Genomic DNA, 20732 nt, shown 5'->3' with positions numbered 1-20732 from the left:
AAGTAACGTTAATACTAGTAGATGTACCAATCAAAAGGCATTCTTGTATCAGTTAAGAGAGATGCGAGAAGGCCTTTTTTGTTTATTACTAATACGAGGGAAAAGATATTCTAATCTACCTCACCCCAAACGACATCTCACCTGTAATATCCCTGTGTATCCTGGTATTCAGACAACATCCTATCGGAATGGGCTTGCAGTATTAAGCATATTTCTGAAACTAACCAGACTTTCGCAATTCACCCCTGAATTTAAGAAATTTTTAATTTTTATAAAAACGTAAGTACTTGTAAATAACGGCTCCAATTTTAAAAAAAGAGTAAAAACGCCCTGAAACCTGTTGTAGTGTAGACTTTTCGGTTTTTTTTGGGGGTTTATAAGGGCTTAGATCGTCAAAATACCTCGAATTGCAAAAGTCAGGCTAAGGATCAAGCTTGGCTTCAGAGCTTAACAGATTTTTTATGAAATCTGCTGTATCATAAGGTGACATTCTCTTCCCAGGGAGCGTAAGATGTAGTTCGTTACTGGACACTACTTTTACCATTTTTTTTGCTTTCTTTAAGAGTGTTTCTGCTTTTTTCAAATTTCCTACTTGAAAGATAATTTTTCGGTTTATTCGTATGAGTGAACAGATATGAGAAGCTTGTGCCGCAACTCTTATCTCACCCTCCAATAACAGGTTTTTAACATATTCAGGTATTGGGCCGAATCTATCAGCAAGCTCTTTCTCCATCTCTTCTATCTCACGTCGGGTTGAAAGGCGATTAATCTTCCTGTACATCTCTATTTTAAGCTTCATATCAGGGATATAGTTGTCTGGCAGGTATGAATCCAGGTTTAAGTTTATGTGTACATCATTCTGGTCCGGTACCGGCTCATTCTTTGCGTTACGAATCACAATTTCGAGAAGCCTGCAAAACATCTCATAACCTACTGCGGCAATGTGCCCATGTTGTTCTATGCCTAAAATATTTCCTGTTCCTCTGATCTCAAGATCTCGCATCGCAATCTTAAAGCCCGCGCCAAGTTCAGAGAAGTCAATAATAGCCTTTAATCTCTTTTCCGCTTCCGGTGTGACCGGTCTATGCTTTGGCAATAGGAGATAAGCATAAGCGCTGTGTTTGTACCGTCCTACCCTGCCGCGCAATTGATGCAGGTCTGCCAGACCAAAATGGTCTGCTTCGTTAATAAATATCGTATTGACATTTGGGATGTCCAGCCCGGATTCTATTATTGTAGTTGATACAAGGATATCTGATCTTCCGTTAATAAAACCAGCTGTTCTCTTCTCCAGTTCTCCTTCAGGCATTTGTCCGTGGGCAACAGTAATACTTGCTTCCGGGACTATCTTCCCGATAGTATCCGCGATACGGTTTATGTTTCTTACACGATTGTGAACAAAGTACACTTGTCCGTCACGGTTCAATTCATGGAGTATCGCGTTCCTGATTACCTCAGGATTGAAACGTAATAAACTTGTCCTTATTGCCTGTCTGGACTGTGGAGGTGTGTTCAAAGACGAAATATCCCTTATACCCAGAAGAGACAGATGCAGCGTACGTGGGATTGGAGTTGCCGTTAACGTAAGCACGTCAACTGATTCTCTCAGTTTCTTCAGTTTCTCCTTATGCGCGACACCAAACCTCTGCTCTTCATCTATGACTACCAATCCGATATCCTTGAAGGTGACATCTTTCTGGACCAACCTGTGTGTGCCAATAACAATGTCTACCTTCCCCTCTTTTAAACCCTCCAGTATCTGCTTTTGTTCTTTACGGGTTTTGAATCGGCTTAACACATTAATATTAACTGGATAGTCTGCCATCCTTTCAATAAATGTCCTGTAATGCTGCTGGGCCAATAAGGTTGTTGGCACCAGCACCGCTACCTGCTTTCCATACATTACCGTTTTAAATGCCGCCCTTATTGCAATCTCTGTTTTTCCATACCCAACATCTCCACAAACAAGCCTATCCATCGGTTTTGATGATTCCATGTCGTTCTTAATGTCCCTGGCAACCTGGAGTTGGTCCTTCGTCTCTTGAAATATAAATTCCGACTCAAACTTTCTTTGCCATTCGGAGTCTTTTGGGTAGGCGATACCACGTTTTGCCTCCCTGACTGCCTGCATGGATATGAGTTCGGTTGCCATGTCCTGAACGGCTGCTTTTGCTATCTGCTTTTTTCTTTCCCATGTCCGGTTGCCCAATTTACTCAGCTTTGGTTTGCGTTCGGAACCGGATATATATTTCTGCACCAATTCGATCTTTGTGGCTGGAACATAGACCTTAGCTTTTTCAGCAAACTCAAGAGCCAGGAATTCACCGCAACTACCGGTATCATTATCGCTATTAAGCATTTGCATACCCAGGAATCTTGCTATGCCGTGGCTTGCGTGTACTACCAGGTCTCCTTTGGCCAGATCAAGAAAGGAGTCGATGGCCTTTGATGGCATTATATTCTCTGGCTCTCTTCTCAGCCGGTAGCGAAGGAATATTTCATGATGTGTAAGAAAGGCAGTTGAGATGTCTTCAAATAAAAAACCGTGGTTGAGATGCCCGATCTTAAATTCTATATGATTGGAAGGAGAACGTTTACCTGCAGTTTTTCGAGTTCTATTTAATTTTGTCTTGTGGGAGACCGGTTTGGAATTACTGTCTGATGACAGGAGTTCACTTAGCCTCTGTTCTTCGGCCTGATTACCACAAAAGATTATGGCATGATTGTAAGAGTCCCTGATTTTTCCGATCTTTTGAATTGAGTTATCGACATCATGGTCAAAATTGTCCAAGGCTTTTATATTAAATGAAAATGTATTTTCTCGTTTAAGTGTTAACCTGGAAAGACATATTTTCCTGAAATCTTTACATGATTTTATAATACGATTGAAAGAAAAAATCTTATCATGAGATTGTAAGTTACTGTTTATGTGCTCTGCCTTGCTATCTATATTTTCATATTCCTTAAAAATAATCCATGAGCCTTCCGGCATATAATCAATAAGAGAGCTGTGCTTGCCTTTTTGTTTACCTGACCCTTCTCGTAGAGTGACGTTGGATTCCGGATGAGTAAGCGCATTGATCTGCTCAGTTTGTACACTAAGTATTTTACATTCATTAACTCTCATTGCTGATAATTGCGTCTCTGTGTTAAACTTACGGATAGAGTCAATTTCGTCTCCAAAGAACTCTATGCGATAAGGCATTTCACCCGCCACACCATCAGCCGTAATATCATTGCCCTGTTCGAACTCCTTCAAGGAAGCAAATGGAAAAATATCGATTATTCCACCCCTCAAGCTGAACTCTCCTGGTAATTCAACAATACCCGTCCGCTCAAAACCGCCTTTAATCAACCACTCTACAATATATTCCTGTTTGTATTCCTGACCAATCTTGATTGTGAGTATATTTTTCTCTATCACTTCCGGTGAAGGTACATGTTGTAAGAGCGACTGGATTGGGGTTATGATAATTCTGTTGGTAGATTTACTATTTTCTGACAGCAGTTGATATAAAACATTTATTTGCTGAACATAAGTGTTAGCGTCAGGTAATGACTCAACAGAGATAGCATCCTCTGAGACAGGGAAAAAAACAGGGCTTTCATGAAGAAAAATGCTTAAATCCTCAAAGGCTTCTTCTGCCTCCTCAATGCTGGAAGTTATAAAGAGGATTTCTCTTTTTCCGGAAAGGCTTCTGTCGCTTGTAAGGCCAGCTATAAGAAAAGCGGCTGAAGATCCCCATAATCCCTGAACGTGACAATCCTTGCCTGATGCGAGGTCAGCAGATACCTGTCTGTACTTCTCGTCTTTATGAATAAGTTTGAGTAAATCTTTCACAAAGAAATTATACTTACCTTTTCAATTGTGAGCAAGAGTTGGGAAGAATAAAAGAACAGATTGACATAGGAATTAATATAGGATATATTCTAACACTATAGGTTCTAAGGTTTTAAGGAGATATATTTATGAAAGTATTGACGAAACAGGCAAACTTCCTCTTACCGAAAGAATTACTTGAAGACTTGAAAAAGAATGTTCCCCGAATGGAGCAAAGTAAAGTGGTTGCCGAAGCATTAAAGAAAGAGTTAAAAAGTATAAAACTAAAAAAAGCCATGAAAGAGAGCTTTGGTGCATGGAAGAGCGAGTGCCACCCTGAGCTGGCGGAGGGAACTGACAAGTATATAAGGCGGATAAGAAAATCAAGCAGGGCAGGAAAGGCCTGAGGATGAAAAAGTTTCTGATAGATTCTGATATACTTATTGATTTTCTTAGAGGTATAGAAGGGGCCAGAAACTATTTATCTATACTGTCTAAAGATGCTACTCTTTGTTGTTCTGTTATTACAATTGCTGAGATATATGCCGGTATGAGAAAAACTGAAGAGAAAAAAACGACAACACTCCTTGACGGTCTTTTTTCAATTCCCATATCAGAAGAGATAGCCAGAATTGCAGGAGAATTTAAGAGAGATACAAAGTCGCAAAAGCTGGAATTAGATAATTGTTTGATAGCTGCTACAGCATTAGCAGAAAATGCAGTCCTGGCCACTAAAAATTTAAAACACTATCCAATGAAAAAATTAAACTTAGAAAGCCCTGGCTATCATCAATAGTTTCCAGTCAGGCTTTTGCGTGCATTTAATTTTATTGTCTGCAGCTATTCCCGTATTCTTTCTGCGGGAATCGAGTCTGCTGGCTTTTGTCTTCCCTTTCCCGGGGTGCGACAAGTTTTGCTTGATAAGCGCTCATTACCGTATAATAACAACTAAGGAATAAGAATATGAAGTCTTCAAAATATATAGCAGCCAGTATATCTATAGTTGCGCTGATTTGGATTTTGTCCGGTATTTTTTTCTCAGGAGCTGGTGGAAACGTCAAAGGATCTGCGGCTGGTACAACGATCACAAAGGTTGCAGAAGTTCGAGTTCGAGATATCGTGTCACAGTCGTATGCAAATGATATTGTTGTAACAGGACGTACAAATGCGGCGCGTACTGTTGCAATTAAGGCCAAAATCAAAGGCCAGATTCAGGTGCTCCTGAAAGAAAAAGGAGCCAGTGTTGAAGAACATGAAATCATTGCAAGAATTGAAATGAGTGACCGTGAAGCTAAAGTTATAGAAGCAAAGCAACGATTTGCACAAAGGCAGATTGAATATGACGCGGCCAGGTCATTAGAAGATAAGGGATTTAATTCAAAAGTTACATTAGCACAGTCTCTTGCTGATCTGGAAACAGCACGTGCTGTATTGACAAAGGCCGTCATTGCGCAGGAAAACACTAAAATACAAGCGCCTTTTAAAGGTTTGATCTACGATCAGGTGGTTGAGGTAGGTGATTATGTTTCGGTTGCTGATCCGATATTTACGATTGTGGATATGGACCCGATTGAACTGGTAGTCTCTGTTTCGGAACGCAATATCTCCAGTGTCAGTCTGGGTCAAAAAGCTTTGGCAGAATTTTTAAATGGTGAAACTGTCATGGGAGAAGTAAGCTATATTGCTCCTGTCGCAGATCCGGAGACAAGAACATTCCGCGTTGAAATCACAACACCTAATCCTGATTATTCAATTAAGGACGGCTTGACGGCAAAAGTCAGGATTTCGTTAAAAGAAAAGAAGGCACACAAAATCTCACCATCAGTTCTATCACTGAATGATGCAGGTCAGGTTGGAGTAAAGATTGTGGATGATCAAAATAAAGCACAATTCATTCCTGTGACGGTTCTGTCAGATACCTCGGATTATATGTGGATCCTCGGGCTTCCTGATAATGTAAGGCTAATAACGGTGGGACAGGAATTTGTCTCCCACGGTCAGACTGTCCAGCCGATAGTGGCGGATGGAGATGGCTTGTTATGATTAATGCTGCTATTCATCACAGCCGGACTGTCCTTTCGATACTGATATTACTGCTTATTGCCGGAACGTATGCTTATGTTGATATCGCTAAAGAGTCCTCACCAGATATTGATATTCCACAAATATATATCTCCATGTCTCTGGAAGGTATATCTCCGGATGATTCCGAACGGTTATTACTGCGGCCGATGGAGCAGGAGCTGGCCACTATTGAAGGTGTAAAGGAGATGAAGTCTACTGCGTATCAGGGTGGGGGTTTTGTTCTGTTGGAATTTCAGGCGGGGTTTGACAAGGACACAGCTCTTGATGACGTACAGAAAGCCGTGGACCAGGCCCGGCCAGAATTACCGGATGATGTTGAGGAACCGAGCGTTACTGAGGTGAATTTCAGTCTGTTCCCGGTTCTGGTTGTCACCCTCTCTGGCAAGGTACCGGAACGGACACTGTTAAAATTGGCACAGAATTTACAGGACAGGATAGAGACAATCTCCTCTGTGCTGGATGTGAATATTGCCGGTGACAGAGAAGAACTTGTTGAAGTCATCGTAAATCCGGAGTTACTTGAGAGCTACGCGTTGAATGGCAGCGATATCCTGAATCTATTTAAGGTGTCCAATCGTCTTGTTGCCGCGGGTAATCTGGATACCGGGGCCGGACGTTTTGCAATTAAAGTACCGGGGCTTTTTGAAACTGTCCACGATGTTATGAACATGCCTTTACGTGTGAAAGAAGATTCCGTTATTAAGGTTCGTGATATTGCAGAGATTCGCCGGACTTTTAAAGACCCTGACAGTATCGCGCGTCTTCGTGGAGAGCGGGCTATTGCGATAGAGGTGGTTAAACGTTCCGGTGAGAATATTATCGATACGGTAAAAGCTGTGCGCAAGATAGTCGCGGCGGAGAGAGTATTCTGGCCTCAAGGCATAGAAGTATCTTTCACACAGGACGGGTCTGAGCAGATTAAAACAATGCTGCTTGATTTGCAGAACAACGTGATCAGCGCCATTATTCTTGTAATGATAGTAGTCGTCTTTGCGCTTGGTGTCCGTACTGCAACACTTGTGGGAATTGCTATTCCCGGCGCATTTCTCACTGGTATTTTTGTTATCTATATAATGGGCCTGACGGTCAACATTGTTGTACTTTTTACCCTTACCCTTTCAATTGGTATGTTGGTCGATGGCGCCATCGTTGTCACCGAATATGCTGACCGGAAACTGTCGGAAGGGGTCGCAAGAGAGAAGGCTTATGGTGAAGCGGCAAGGCGTATGGCCTGGCCGATCATATCTTCAACAGCAACGACATTGGCAGCATTCGCGCCTCTTCTGTTCTGGCCGGATACAGTTGGTGAGTTTATGAAATATCTGCCGATTACCCTGATAGCGGTCCTGGCATCATCCATGCTCATGGCGCTGATCTTTGTTCCGACACTGGGCGCTTTGTATGGGAAACCCGGTGCGGCCGGCGATCCTAAAATGATGCAGATGCTTACCGCTTCGGAAGATGGAGACATGAAGACAATTACCGGCTTCACAGGATGGTATCTTTCCGTGTTAGAAGTTGCGATAAAACGTCCCGGACGAGTACTTCTTCTGGCTCTGGCGTTGTTGATTGGTGTTCAATTTACTTACATGAAATTAGGAAAAGGTGTTGAATTCTTTCCAAGTATTGAGCCGGATTTTGCATCCGTTCTGGTCCATGCCAGAGGCAACCTCTCTATTTACGAACAGGATAAATTGGTAAAAGATGTGGAAGACATAATTCTTGAAATTGATGGAATTGAAACCATGTACTCTAGGATTGGAACATCAAAACAGAAGGGGACAGATTTACCGGAGGACTCAATCGGGCAGATCCAGATTGAGTTTACCGATTGGAATACGCGCAGACCGGCAAGTGAAATATTAAATGAAATTAGAGAAAAAGCCGGAAATCTGGCCGGCATTTTTATTGAGACCCGTGAGCAGGAGGAAGGCCCTGCTGCGGGTAAGGCAGTAGAGATTCAAATCGCTTCTCGTTTTCCGGAAAAGCTGGGACCGGCGACAGTGCAAATCCAGGATGTGCTGGAGGAGTTGGGTGGTTTTCGGGATATAGAAGACACAAGACCTATTCCCGGTATCGAATGGGAGCTGGAGGTTGACAGGGCACAGGCATCAAAATTCGGGATGGATATAACTACAATCGGCAACTATATCCGCATGGTAACCAACGGATTGAAAGTAGCTGAATACAGGCCAAATGAAAGTGATGATGAGATTGATATTGTAATCCGTCATGGCAGAGGGGATCGGACACTGGATCAGTTGGACAATGTGCGCATTGAAAGTGCTGGCGGGTCAGTCCCGATCAGCAGTTTTGTTAACCGTTCCGCAAAGCCTGCTGTAGGTGTGATATATCGTTCTGATCAGAGACGGATTGTGACGGTAAAGGCTGACTTGCCGCCTGATATAAATATTAACGCAAAGGTTGAGCAGATAAAAGGATGGCTGAACAAAAATCTTGACAAGCTTGATCCGGAAGTAGAGATCACATTTAAAGGACAGGACGAAGACCAGCGTAATTCACAATCTTTTCTGACAAAAGCTTTTATCGTTGCTCTGTTTTTGATGGCAATAATCCTGGTTACGCAGTTTAACAGTTTTTACAGTGCCTTTTTAATTCTGACGGCGGTAATCATGTCTACTATTGGAGTGATGATCGGTTTAATGGTTACCGGTCAACCATTCGGCATTGTCATGACTGGAGTTGGGGTAATTGCTCTTGCCGGGATTATCGTGAACAACAATATCGTGCTGATCGATACATTTGATCATCTGCGTCGTCAATATGGCGACACTATGGATATTCGTGAAATTATTCTTCGCACGGGAGCGCAGCGTCTTCGGCCTGTCTTGTTGACGACGATTACAACGGTCATCGGTCTGATGCCTATGGTCCTTCAGTTAAATATTGATTTTATATCACGTAAAACCAGTATTGGCGCACCTTCAACACAATGGTGGGTCCAGCTCTCAACAGCGATTGTTTCCGGTCTCAGCTTTTCAACTGTCCTGACGCTTGTCGTTACTCCCGCTGCCCTGATGTGGAGAGAAAAAACCGCTCCGGTAATAAGCAACCTGACAAGGCGTTTGTTGAAATTTAAATCAGAATAAAATTACTTGTAGAAATGAAAAATCGGTACTATTGAATTCACTGTCTGATGACGCTCCTCTCTTTCGACAGGATTCTCGCTTTGGTTCTTCCGAAAGAGGGGAGCATGTCACTGTTATCTTAATACGTACTATCTCTTTAACTTTAGTGCAATTTACACTTCAGGCACTTATTTAGTCTTTTAACTCACCACAGTTACAAATGGTGACCTGTTTCGAAGGTTCGCCCATTTGCGACCCCAAAGCCTCTATCTTTTTGACTACCTCCATGCCATCGGTCACCTTTCCAAAAACAACGTGCTTGTCGTCAAGCCAGGGGGTTACCACAGTGGTGATAAAAAATTGCGAACTGTTTGTGTTGGGACCCGCGTTTGCCATTGACAAAAGCCCCGGTTCGGTGTGTTTAAGTTCAAAGTTCTCATCATCAAATTTTGAACCGTAGATCGACTTGCCGCCTGTCCCGTTATGGTTCGTAAAATCACCTCCCTGTATCATAAAATCGGGAATAATCCTGTGGAACGTACTATCCTTATATCCAAACCCCTTTTCGCCTGTACACAGAGCACGAAAATTTTCGGCTGTCTTAGGAGCAATATCCACGTGTAATTCAATCTCTATACGTCCCAGCTCTTCACCATCAGTTTCTATGTCAAGAAATACATTTACCGGTTCCATAATAATTCTTCTCCTTTTTGTAATAATATTAATCAGTGGTGTTCGATTAGGTTATTGTAATTATTTCATCTGTCGTCAAAAAGTTGTCATTTCCACATTCTTCGTGGAACAGAAAACACCGAGGATTTTCCTCGGACAATAAGCGCCGATGGCTTTAATACCCTCCTTGAGAATGAGGGGTGATTATGAATCTATAAGTTTTGTCAATCTGTTTGGTAGTTACATACAAAAATTCAATTTTGTCTTGTACAGAACAATTTGTCTATGGTTTATGTTTTTTATACAGTTCTTTATACCATTCATCGTGAGAAAATAAAATGTAATTCTTGACTGAACTGTTTTCCTGGTAATTGTCTGAGTGCCGAAGTATGAAAGGAGAGGATGTTCTGTTGTCAACGAGCATAGAGAATATAGAATTTAGAGAGAAGAGGATATAAGCAGGCTTGATCTTTTTGAATAAATCTTTACAATCCTATTAGTTGGCAAATTGCACAAGGAAGAGTTGACCGTATTACTTACACTTCTATAAAGTTCTTCTATAATCTTTTTAATGGAGTACTCAATGAAAAGAAAACTGTTACTATTTGCGTGTTTAGCAATATTTGTTTCGTTACAAACCGGATGTTTTCAATTTAAAAGTTTGGACTTCAAAAGTTTAAACTTTCTGAGTATGGACACATTGCCTCCTCAATCTCAGACTCAAGGACTTCAAATAGCAGGGTATGTACCTAAGGTTGACAGTTTTATTATAATTCTGGATTCGTCGTCATCTATGAGTTCTGTTTACAAAGATAAGATTGGCGGGCGATATTCCAGGTTTACGATCGCGAAAGATATTATCAGTCGAATGAACAACGCTCTACCTCAGATGAAGATTCAAGGGACCCTTCAGAGATTTGGTTATGGTTATCTGGATAAGGGGAAACTTACTGAGGCGGTATACGGGCCGACTACACATTCCAAACCCGATTTGGAGTATGCTTTACAAAGCATAATATCTCCCGGTGGACATAGTCCTGCGGGTCTTGCTATTGGAGCTACAAGTGAAATTTTAGGTTCTACAAGGGGCAAGAGTGCCGTAATTCTTATAAGTGACGGAGAAAAGCTGAAAGATGAGCCACTCATTAAAGTTAAGACCCTGAAAAACCAATTTGGAGACAGAACATGTCTCTACACGATTTGGGTGGGAAGTAAGACAGAAAGCAGGGAATTTATGGAAAAACTCGCTTCAGAAATGAGATGTGGTTTCTCGGTAACGGCTGAAGAGATTGCAACAAACGAAGAGATGGCCGATTTTATAAGAAAGGTATTTCTTGCGAGGGACAGTGACGGAGATGGTGTTCCCGATGATGCAGATAAATGTCCAGACACACCTCCCGGAATTAAAGTTAATGCTTTTGGGTGCGCCGTGGATAGTGATGGAGATGGTGTTGCCGATGATAAAGACAGATGCCCGGGTACTCCAAGAGGTGCTATTGTTGATAATCGTGGTTGCTGGGTCGTCAAAGGGGTAAAATTTGATTATAAAAAGTGGGATGTAAAACCGCAGTTTAATACTAATCTCGATAATATTATTAATATTCTGAAAAGGGCTCCACACTTAAAGATCAGAGTGGAGGGGCATACAGATAATATCGGTTCCGCGAAATACAATCTGGAACTGTCGAGAAAGAGGGCAAAGGCAATAAAGGATTATCTGATCAAAAAAGGCATTGGAAAATCACGAATCACTTCAGTTGGATTAGGATTGTCAAAGCCGATAGCCACTAACGATACAAAAGAGGGACGGGCCTTGAACAGAAGGGCTGAGTTGATACCGGTGAAATAGTTTACTTGTGTACTGGATTATTCTAAAAGCACAATGGTAAAAGATTACTTTTTGCATTTAAGGCCTCGCTCCTGGCCGATAGTAGCAGGTCATATGACTGTCGGTTATTTAATTGCATTACCGCCTTCGGAATGGTCAGGTAATATACTTTCTCTATTAATTGGAGCATTTGTATGGGCCGTCATGTTGAATGGCGGAAGTCTCGCCTTTAACAGCGCCTTTGATAATGACACAGGAGATATCGGTTATCTCGATTCACCACCACCTGTTCCGGATGGTCTCTGGTTATTTGGTCTGCTTTTCATGGTCACCGGCGGTATTATCTCGTTCTCTGTTTCATTCCAATTTGCCACGGTATTCTGGATATGTTTTTTTATGAGCATTGCGTACTCATGTCCACCGGTCAGGTTAAAGGCAAGGGCCGGAAGTGATATATTCATTTGCGTTATGGGTTACGGTGCCTTTACAACATATGCAGGCTGGGCATGTGTGTTCGGACAAATAAATCTTGTTATCATCCTTATCTGTACAGGTTATATATTTCTGTTCGGGTCTCTTTACCCTTTAACACAGATATATCAGTTTGATGAAGATCGGGACAAGGGGGACAAAACTCTTGCTGTAGTCCTGGGCATTGATAGATCAATCAAACTTTCATTCGTTTGCCTGATCTGTGCTTTTACGATTTTTGGGGTTGTCCTTTTTATAGAACACATCAGGTTTTATATTCTCATTATTCCCTTATCCTTCTGGTTAATCATACTGATTCCATGGATAGCACAAGGAAGTCTCTATCCCCAAAAAAAGGGAATGTATCGTGCGCTATGGGCATGGGTGGCTACAGATATCACCATTATAGTAATTTTTTCGATTTTATCATAAAGGGGAAAAATCAAATCTTTATTATCTGCATGAGTATCTTGTTTGTTCAATCCATTTTATAAACTGCATTGACACAATGTGTTACCTTTATTACTATGTGACACATTAAATGAAGGTGTGTGATGAACCGGACAATTACAATTCGCCTTACGCCTAAAAGAGAAGAGATGTTAAGTAAAGCCAAAAGACGATTTAAGGTAAGAAAAAATTCTGAGGCTATTGATCTTGCACTCAGGTTAAGTTATGGTGAAGAAATTGAGTATAAAGACCGCATAGAGAAAGTCTCCGGATGTATCCGTTTAAAAGGAGAAGACACATCTGTTAAAAAAATCCGTTCTCTCAGGGACGGGATATGTTAAATACCGTCAATTACCTCAAGAAATTCATTTATATTTATCGGTTTCGTAATATAGTCAACAAAGCCACAAGCTTTCCCTCTCTTAATATCTTCGGACATGGCATTAGCGCTTATGGCAATAACGGGAATCTCTTTCGTAGCGTCAACACTTTTCAGAATCCTTAACGCCTCAAATCCATCCATACCGGGAAGGTTAGTATCCATCAAGATAGCATCCGGTTGCTGGACTCGGGCAATTGTTATACCGACCTGGGCCTGTGTGGTAGAAAGTAAATCAATGCCCGGTTGACACTTTAGAATACTTTCCACAAGTTTTAAATTTGCTGGATTGTTTTCGATATAAAGCAATGTCTTTTTTTCTTTTTTTTCAAGGAGTTTGCTACCATCTAAAACATCTTTTGTATTAACCGTTTTAAACGAAGGGGCCTTGGCCTTTTCTAAATCAACATAAAACTTTGTACCCTTCCCAATGACACTATCCACATGAATACTGCCACCCATTAGTTCTACCAATCGTTTTGTAATCGTCAGGCCAATTCCTGTGCCTTCTTTATTTAGCGTTTCAGCTCCTAGACGGTTGAATGGTTCGAATAAGGATTCAAGCCTCTCCTTCGCGATACCCAACCCGGTATCCTCAACGGCTATCCGTATCTTATTTGCTTCGGTCAACTCATTCCATACGGTTATTGTACCATTAACACGATTATATTTTATTGCATTTGATAACAAGTTTATGAGGACCTGTTTCAATCGTGTGTAATCTGCCATAACAAATTGACCTGAATGTTCCACTGAGTTGATAATATGTATCTTATGGTTTTGTCCCATTGGATCAACAGATGCGATAACTTCATCTATAACGGAAGCCGCATCAACACTTTCCATTGAAATTTGAAGCTTACCGGACTCAATACTTGAAAGATCCAGGATTTCATTAATGAGTTTAAGCAGGAGATGTCCGGAATCTAATATATGATTTACTTTTTCCTTCTGAGATTCCGCAAGAGGTTCTTGTGGATTCGATATAAGTAACTGTGCAAAACCGAGTATTGAGTTCATGGGTGTTCGTATTTCGTGACTCATACTAGACAGGAAGGTTGATTTGGCCTCATTAGCAGATTTGGCTTCTTCCATTGCCGCCAGAAGTTTTATTTCGTTATTCTTGCGCTCAGTGATATCGCGTGATATGCCCATGAGGCCAATGATATCACCGTCTGGATCATACAACACTGTTGTAGAAAGCTGGGAGACAAATTCGCTCCCATCCTTCCTCCTGTTTATTACTTCTCCTTCGTATTCGCTGGATTTAATGGCAACTTCATAAATTTGTAAATCCTGGGGTTTTTTTCCATACAATATGCCTACATGCTTACCTAACACTTCTTCTTTTTTATAACCAAAGGTCTTCTCTGCAGCCGGATTGAATGTAACGATATTCCTTTCTTTATCTACAGAGATGATCATATCAAGAGAGCTGTTGATGAGGGAGTCTGAGTAGCCCCTCGCATAACGCAATTTTTCTTCAGCTGACTTGCGCTCTGTAATATCTTCCGTTACGGCAATAAAACTACTAATAAGCCCTTCTCTATTTTTGAAAGATGAAATTGACACAGACTCCCAATACAATTCTCCATTTTTTTTCTTATTGCACAATTCTCCCCGCCATTCATTACCAGACATAATAGTATCCCATAATTGTTTGTACTCTTCGTCTGTATTTTTTCCTGACTTCAAGATACGAGGGTTTTGCCCAATAGCATCTTCAAATGTATAGCCTGTTATCTTAGTAAACCGTGGATTAACGTATTCTATGTTGCCTTCAGTATCTGTAATCAGAACAACACTTGGGCTCTGTTCAATGGTATGGGATAACTTGAGAATCTCAGCAGTACGCTCGTTAACACGAGTCTCAAGTTCTTCATTGTTTTTTCTTAGCTGTTCCTGTGTCGCCTTTAGCGTTTCAACAGCAATTTGTAATTCCCGGGTTCGGCTGTCAACTTTCTTCTCCAGGTCAAGTGGAGCAATGTCCAATCCCTTCTTACAGGAATCAGTTTTAAAGATTGTATCGGTAAGGAGATTGGATTTTATGTTGGCAATGTAAGCCATAGCCCGCATCTCCAGCGTTTTTTCTATTAATTCCTTATTAATACCCTGGGCCTCCAGGATATGCCTCGTCCCTGTACTTAGCGTATCGTCACTATTCATAGAGTTTTACTCCCTTTATGGTCTCTACACCGCATTTAATTGACTTTAGACACTCAATAGCCTCCTTTATCTGGTCACCTTGGAGGATGGAGCCATGTTGGGGTAGAATACGCTCTAACTCAAGTTTTTCAAGACCATTCATACACTTTTTTAATATATGGCTACTGGGCATAGTCATCTGATGCCACACTTTCATAGATTCAAGAAAACCCTTCTCTGCAAAGAGTGACCAGTTTTTAGAAATACCCCCTAAGAGGTCGCTGGTAAAGAGGGTCTTCGTTTTAACATCATACATTATCATCGCGAACGGCGAGTGTAAGTAAGGAGTATGAAAGAACTCCAGCACTCTTCCGCTCTTCAGTTTAAGTTTATTATCATGTTTGTCTACTTCGTAAATATTTGAATTTATACCATAATGACGTATGAGGCGGGAGCAACTTGAATGAATGACAACATCCAGATCTTTGTTATCAATCAAGCTTTCGACAACGGGCAAGTTGCCACAGACATCCGGGTCCTGATGAGTCACGATTATCTTTGTAATATCTCCAGGGTTAACAATGTCTAAAACTTTCCTCATAACTATAGAAAAATGAGGGATTGAGCCGGGGTCTATAAGTATTATATCCTTATCATCGGTGATAAGGTAGGCATTACAGTGGAGGTCTGATTCTTTATCATAGAAACCAACCCAATAGATATCCCGTAATATAGTTATGGAATTATTAGCATCAAGTACAGCCATTCAGCAAGCTCCACTCTCCCAAAATTCTTTCATAAAAAACAAAACTCTGTACAGATATGACACAAAAACTTCCAAAAAGCAGCATGTATCTATAATTTAAATTTAACTCTTTATTCAGCTTTATTCTTTTATAGTTGTATAATTTTTAAACACTAAATGCTTTTGGTTTACCGTATTTAGTCCATTATCATCAAATATTGTACGGATTTTTATACTCGCACAAATCATACCATTTTTTTATTATTAATGTCTAAAAACCAAACAGATAGCTATTAAAACCTAATCTATTAAAGATATCATTTGCGTGTTTTCTGAGATCAGACATTTTCAGTTTAAGAATATATTGCAGGAAATTGTAAAGCTAATGCATGATAAGCCAAGCGTGAAATTAATGAAAAGATGTCAACCATAAGGTATGAAATTAAAGTAATATTTATTTTTGTTCCAGAGCAATTGCAAACTCTTTTCCAAATTCCCGGCACTCTTGCAAGGTTTTATCTTCCGGAATTAATTTTACTCTTAATGATGGTTTATGGAGTTTTATGTGCAGTCCACTCAGTCTATCCTCAATCATTTTCGCAGCTTCACCACTCCAACCATAGGACCCGAAAGCGGCCCCCAACTTGATTTCGGATTTAACAGTGGAAAGAAGGGAAAGCGCGTCCCATACAGGTTTTGGAACATCCCCGACAATTGTTGGAGATCCGACAATTATACCATCTGCTCTTTCGATGGCATCCCTGACAAATTGAGGGTCTGTCTCATTTACCTCTATCTTTTTAACACTCACTCCCTTTTTTAAAATTCCTTCAGCAATGGCTTCCGCCATTTTTTTAGTACTGTTATATATACTGACATACAGAATTAAGATATTCTTTTTTTCATCTGTCTGGCGCTGGCTCCAGCTACGGTAGCTTTCAACATACTTCCATGGATTTTTTCGTATAATCGGCCCATGTGCGGCTGCAATAATATCAATATCTAAATTCTCAATTTTTTCTATTGTTTTGAGGATATACGGTTTAAACGGACGCATTATACTGTCATAGTAGTAGTGAAAATGGGGGTCAAAATCGCCAACCAGATCATCGAACATCCTTTCATCACAATAATGTGCGCCAAACGCATCACAGGTAAAAAGTATTTTCTCCTCATTCAGATATGTGAAAACAGTATCCGGCCAATGTAAATACGGTGCGGGAAAAAATTTCAGTCTGTATGTACCCAGATCTATCTCCGGACACTCATCAGTAGTTGTCAGATCTATGGGCATATTGAGTATGTTTTTCAGCAGATACCGACCAGCCTTTGAAACTATAATCTTTGCGTTAATCGCGTATTTCAACAACTCCGGAAGTGCACCTGAGTGATCAGGCTCTGTATGGCTTGTAATGATATAATCAATGTCCTTAAGGTCAACTTGTGATTTAATCCTTGAAATAAACTCTGTTGTAAAAGCCCCTTTAACTGTATCTATTAGTGCAACTTTCTCATCCTTAATTAAATATGAATTATAAGTAGATCCATGATCAGTTTTGAAGACTAAATCAAATATTCTCATTTCAGGGTCTAATGCTCCAACCCAATAAATATTATCTCTTATCTTTAAAGCATTCATTTATTTATTATCACTATCAACTGCATCAATAAGCTTTTCAAAAAAATCAGGTATTGCCGAATTTACTCTGCTCCAGTTCGGTATGAGTGGAGAGTCGGTCGGGTCTTCAAGGAATTTATCTCCGGTCATCCTGAGCCCGTTAGCAAAAGCCTCTACAGCTTTTGTCTCAAGATGCCTGTCAAAAAACAGACCATTTATTGCTGAATCAGTTTCAAATTGTTCAATGAAAGCCTGGGCAGTCCTTAGATATGTGGTCCTCAGTGTCCTGAAGAAACCGTCATTGAATACTATGCCGGTACTTGCCAGTGTGGTAAAAATGGTCCTGGTAATGTCCATACTCATTTTCATTAATCCTGTTGTAATATTTTCTTCAGAGAGCGGCTGATGTTTATGTTCGTAAGTCTCACAGATATCCACCTGGCAAATTCTTTTTTTAGAACAATTTCTGTAGATTTCTGCCAATACACCGACCTCAAGTCCCCAATCACCGGGGATTCTGTTTACCCTTGCCAGGTCAGCCAACATGGAAAACTCTCCTGCAAGAATATACCTGAAGCTATCCATATATTTCAGGAAATCCAGATCTCCCAATAACCTGCGCAGGGCCCTTAAAAGGGGAGTAACAAAGAGTCTGGTTACTCTTCCATGCATACGGTCCGTAATGCGGCTATAATATCCCTTGCAAAACTCAAAATCCAGATTATGATTGACAACAGGGTAACATAATCGTGCAAGGAATTCCCTGTTATATGTCTGCACGTCACAGTCGTGCAAAACAATTACCTTTGATTTTTCACTGGCCAGAATATAACCGTACGCCATCCATGCGGACCTGCCCTTTCCGTCAGTTCCCGCAGAAACATTCTTTTCATCAAGTAGTTTGTAAAGCTTCTTGATCCTGGGGCCATCATTCCATATCAACGTTACCTCCTGAGGTAGAATAGAAAAGAATTTCTTAGCGTATTTAAACTGCTCCCTGTTAAACCGTCCCATGGTAATAATGATTTGTTTTAAATATTTAACCTCCTTTAATTCATTTAAAATCTTAGGCAGAGCAGTGCCTTCCAGTTCGGCAAAAATTGCTGGCAATACCAGAGCAATAGGTCTCAAACGCGAGAGCTTCTTTATTTCGGCTTCCAATTTGGCAATATCCCGGTTACCAAACCTGTGCAGTGTTGTTATTTCTCCTGACTGATGAAAGTCACCCATAGTACAAACCTCCTGTTTTATTTGCGTCCTGCAAAAATATCCTTCAACTCCGCTCAGGCTGAAGATGCGATAAGCGCTTTGAACGATGTCACACTGAACGGAGTCGAAGTGTCTGCTGTATCGAATATTTTATACACCACCTTTGTGTACATTCCGCGTAATTTTTTAAAACCGGTCAGCTGATTACTACTTACCAAACAGACCTAAAATAGCTTTATTCCAACCAACCGGTCCTATACCATCGGCATAATTAAGGTCTTTAACCTTTATTCGCTCCTCGTAGTTCCCTAATTTCTTCTTCACAAGGAATTTCTTATCAACTGCTTCCAACATCGGAAGATCGTTTAAACTGTCCCCCAGGCCAACAGTTAATATTTCTGTCTCCGTATAATTCTTTCTAAAAATATCTATCAGAAAACTGACAGCCTTCCCCTTATCATTTCCACCCATCATGTAGGCAAACCTTGCACCTTCTGTATAATTGAAACCTGATAATTGTATCTTATTTTTAATCTTCTCAATATCCTCTTCGCTACCGTCAATAAGAAAAGGCAGCGAATACTCTTTCTTTTGTGCAAAACAGGCTTCTTCTCTACTCAAGCCTGTCAAATCAACAATTTCATCTACCGTAAACTCAGCAATACCTTTTAACTGCACGCCAGTCTCTCTTTTTATTTTATCAAATGCAGTTTTAAGGATTTCATATTCTGCACCAATCTCTACCACTAAAAAACCGTTATCCGTTTTATTAAACTCGCACTTCAGACCATACTTTTCAGGAATGTATATAGCGCCCCCGTTTTCTGATATAAAGGGTTCATTATTTGACAGTTTATCTCGATAAATTTTTATTTCATCCCTGGATTTACTGGAACATAAAACAAGGTGGATACCTTTCTCCCTGAGCGATCTCAACGCGTTTTCCGCCTCACTGTAAGAGTACGTACTGTGATCCAGTAATGTACCGTCTAAATCCGTAAAAACGATTATTATTTCATTACTCATATAAAATTAAAATCTTTCGATTTGTTTATCTTGAATTCTTGAAAAATGCTTTCTATCGAGAGTCTATATCTGTTTCAGGTTATGTGCATTAATGTATACTGCATTATATGCAATGACAAAGTCAACATTTTTAGAAATATATAAATATCTATTAGAAGTATAGCATTGCTTTATAATTTATCAATACCCTAATAATGATTTCTATTTGAAATTAGCAAGTACACAGAATTGACAAAACCGTAACAAATCTATTGAATTTTTCATTGAGTCTAATTTATATCAAAAGATATATCCAACGCCTTGGCCGAATGAGTAATTGACCCTACTGATATTCTATCCACTCCTGCCTTCGCATACTCTTCAATATTTTCAATGGTAATATTACCTGAAGCTTCCGTTAAGATCGTACTTCCCGTCACCACATCTCTACTATTTTCTAACTCCTTAACCATCTCGACAGCTTCTTCTATTTTTGATGGTACCATATTGTCAAACAGTATTATATCAACACCGGCATTCACAACCTCCTTTATCTGGCATAAATCTTCCACCTCAACTTCTATAAGCATTCCATTTGCTGTTTGTCCTCTGGCCTTTGTTACCAGGCTGCCTATATCAGCGCTCTCTTTTTCCGAATCCACAATCTTGAGATGATTGTCTTTTATCAGAATCTGGTCATACAGCCCCATTCTATGATTAACACCGCCACCGATTCTTACAGCATATTTCTCCAGATAGCGCCACCCGGGTGCAGTCTTCCGTGTGTCCAGAATCTGAGTTTTATATCCTTTGACTTTTTCAGCAAACCTGTTAGTTGCCGTAGCAATGCCGGAAAGCCTCTGCAGAAAATTCAACACCAGCCTTTCTGCTGACAACAATGACAACGTTAAACCTTTAGCACTTGCTATTACAGACCCTTTTTCAACCCTTGAACCATCTTCCATGTTTACCGTGAGGACTAAATCCTTATCTATTTGTGAAAGGACGTATCCAACAACCGGTAACCCAGCAATAATACCGGTTTCTTTCGCTATTAATTTTCCATCTGATTCGGAACCTTCAGGGACAAACAGCTTTGAAGTAATGTCTCCGTCTCCGACATCTTCTTTTATCGCAAGTTCAACGAGATCTTTTATTTTTTTGAAATCAAATTTAGACACGAATTTCACCAATTTACACGAAGATTACTGACACT

At 40.4% G+C, this 20732-nt stretch carries 15 protein-coding genes; 7 read left to right on the top strand and 8 right to left on the bottom strand.

The window, feature by feature from the left end; genetic code table 11:
- Window positions 1–421: 421 nt before the first annotated feature.
- Window positions 422–3841 carry a transcription-repair coupling factor gene (mfd, locus tag SCALIN_RS11010; protein ID WP_096894548.1) on the bottom strand — a complete coding sequence of 1140 codons (3420 nt, stop codon included), beginning with the start codon at window positions 3839–3841 and terminating at the stop codon, window positions 422–424.
- A 128-nt stretch (window positions 3842–3969) separates the two neighbouring features.
- On the opposite strand from mfd, the gene SCALIN_RS11005 reads away from it, so the two are divergent.
- The 4 genes from SCALIN_RS11005 (at window position 3970) to SCALIN_RS10990 (ending at window position 9015) form a co-directional block, all read left to right on the top strand.
- Window positions 3970–4227, top strand: a complete 258-nt coding sequence (locus SCALIN_RS11005; protein ID WP_096894547.1) for a hypothetical protein — start codon at window positions 3970–3972, stop codon at window positions 4225–4227.
- 2 nt (window positions 4228–4229) lie between these two features.
- Complete coding sequence (locus SCALIN_RS11000) at window positions 4230–4616, top strand: type II toxin-antitoxin system VapC family toxin (protein ID WP_096894546.1); 387 nt, start codon at window positions 4230–4232, stop codon at window positions 4614–4616.
- Window positions 4617–4783: 167 nt separating this feature from the next.
- Complete coding sequence (locus SCALIN_RS10995; protein ID WP_096894545.1) at window positions 4784–5863, top strand: efflux RND transporter periplasmic adaptor subunit; 1080 nt, start codon at window positions 4784–4786, stop codon at window positions 5861–5863.
- On the top strand, window positions 5860–9015 hold the full coding sequence (locus tag SCALIN_RS10990; protein ID WP_096894544.1) for an efflux RND transporter permease subunit: 3156 nt from the start codon (window positions 5860–5862) through the stop codon (window positions 9013–9015). Before SCALIN_RS10995 ends, SCALIN_RS10990 begins: the two co-directional genes overlap by 4 nt.
- A 171-nt stretch (window positions 9016–9186) precedes the next feature.
- On the opposite strand, the gene SCALIN_RS10985 is transcribed toward SCALIN_RS10990, so the two are convergent.
- A complete protein-coding gene (locus SCALIN_RS10985; protein ID WP_096894543.1) occupies window positions 9187–9687 on the bottom strand; it encodes a peptidylprolyl isomerase in 501 nt (166 codons plus the stop codon).
- A gap of 562 nt (window positions 9688–10249) precedes the next feature.
- Here SCALIN_RS10985 and SCALIN_RS10980 point away from each other — a divergent pair.
- From SCALIN_RS10980 to SCALIN_RS10970, 3 genes are all read left to right on the top strand, one after another.
- Window positions 10250–11515: an OmpA family protein gene (locus SCALIN_RS10980; protein WP_162532265.1), complete on the top strand. Its 1266-nt coding sequence runs from the start codon at window positions 10250–10252 to the stop codon at window positions 11513–11515.
- A gap of 33 nt (window positions 11516–11548) precedes the next feature.
- Window positions 11549–12397: a UbiA family prenyltransferase gene (locus tag SCALIN_RS10975; RefSeq protein WP_096894541.1), complete on the top strand. Its 849-nt coding sequence runs from the start codon at window positions 11549–11551 to the stop codon at window positions 12395–12397.
- Between the two features lie 122 nt (window positions 12398–12519).
- Window positions 12520–12756 carry a hypothetical protein gene (locus SCALIN_RS10970; RefSeq protein ID WP_096894540.1) on the top strand — a complete coding sequence of 79 codons (237 nt, stop codon included), beginning with the start codon at window positions 12520–12522 and terminating at the stop codon, window positions 12754–12756.
- Here the strand turns inward: SCALIN_RS10970 and SCALIN_RS10965 are convergent.
- The 6 genes from SCALIN_RS10965 to nadC all read right to left on the bottom strand — a co-directional run bounded on the left by SCALIN_RS10965 (window position 12753) and on the right by nadC (window position 20697).
- Complete coding sequence (locus SCALIN_RS10965) at window positions 12753–14960, bottom strand: PAS domain-containing hybrid sensor histidine kinase/response regulator (protein WP_096894539.1); 2208 nt, start codon at window positions 14958–14960, stop codon at window positions 12753–12755. The two genes, SCALIN_RS10970 and SCALIN_RS10965, sit on opposite strands and share 4 nt — an antisense overlap.
- Complete coding sequence (locus SCALIN_RS10960) at window positions 14953–15705, bottom strand: oxygen-binding di-iron domain-containing protein (RefSeq protein WP_096894538.1); 753 nt, start codon at window positions 15703–15705, stop codon at window positions 14953–14955. Before SCALIN_RS10960 ends, SCALIN_RS10965 begins: the two co-directional genes overlap by 8 nt.
- A gap of 433 nt (window positions 15706–16138) precedes the next feature.
- Window positions 16139–17323: an FprA family A-type flavoprotein gene (locus SCALIN_RS10955; RefSeq protein WP_096894537.1), complete on the bottom strand. Its 1185-nt coding sequence runs from the start codon at window positions 17321–17323 to the stop codon at window positions 16139–16141.
- Window positions 17324–18532: a glycosyltransferase family protein gene (locus SCALIN_RS10950; RefSeq protein ID WP_096894536.1), complete on the bottom strand. Its 1209-nt coding sequence runs from the start codon at window positions 18530–18532 to the stop codon at window positions 17324–17326.
- Window positions 18533–18718: 186 nt separating this feature from the next.
- On the bottom strand, window positions 18719–19537 hold the full coding sequence (locus tag SCALIN_RS10945) for an HAD-IIB family hydrolase (protein WP_096894535.1): 819 nt from the start codon (window positions 19535–19537) through the stop codon (window positions 18719–18721).
- A 269-nt stretch (window positions 19538–19806) separates the two neighbouring features.
- Window positions 19807–20697 (bottom strand): carboxylating nicotinate-nucleotide diphosphorylase, encoded by an 891-nt coding sequence (gene nadC / locus SCALIN_RS10940; protein ID WP_096894534.1) that lies wholly within the window; start codon window positions 20695–20697, stop codon window positions 19807–19809.
- Between the last annotated feature and the right edge of the window lie 35 nt (window positions 20698–20732).

The sequence above is a fragment of the Candidatus Scalindua japonica genome (genome assembly GCF_002443295.1).
Lineage (GTDB): Bacteria > Planctomycetota > Brocadiia > Brocadiales > Scalinduaceae > Scalindua > Scalindua japonica.
Note: the sequence above shows the minus strand (reverse complement) of the source record. Positions and strands in the feature narration are given on the sequence as shown.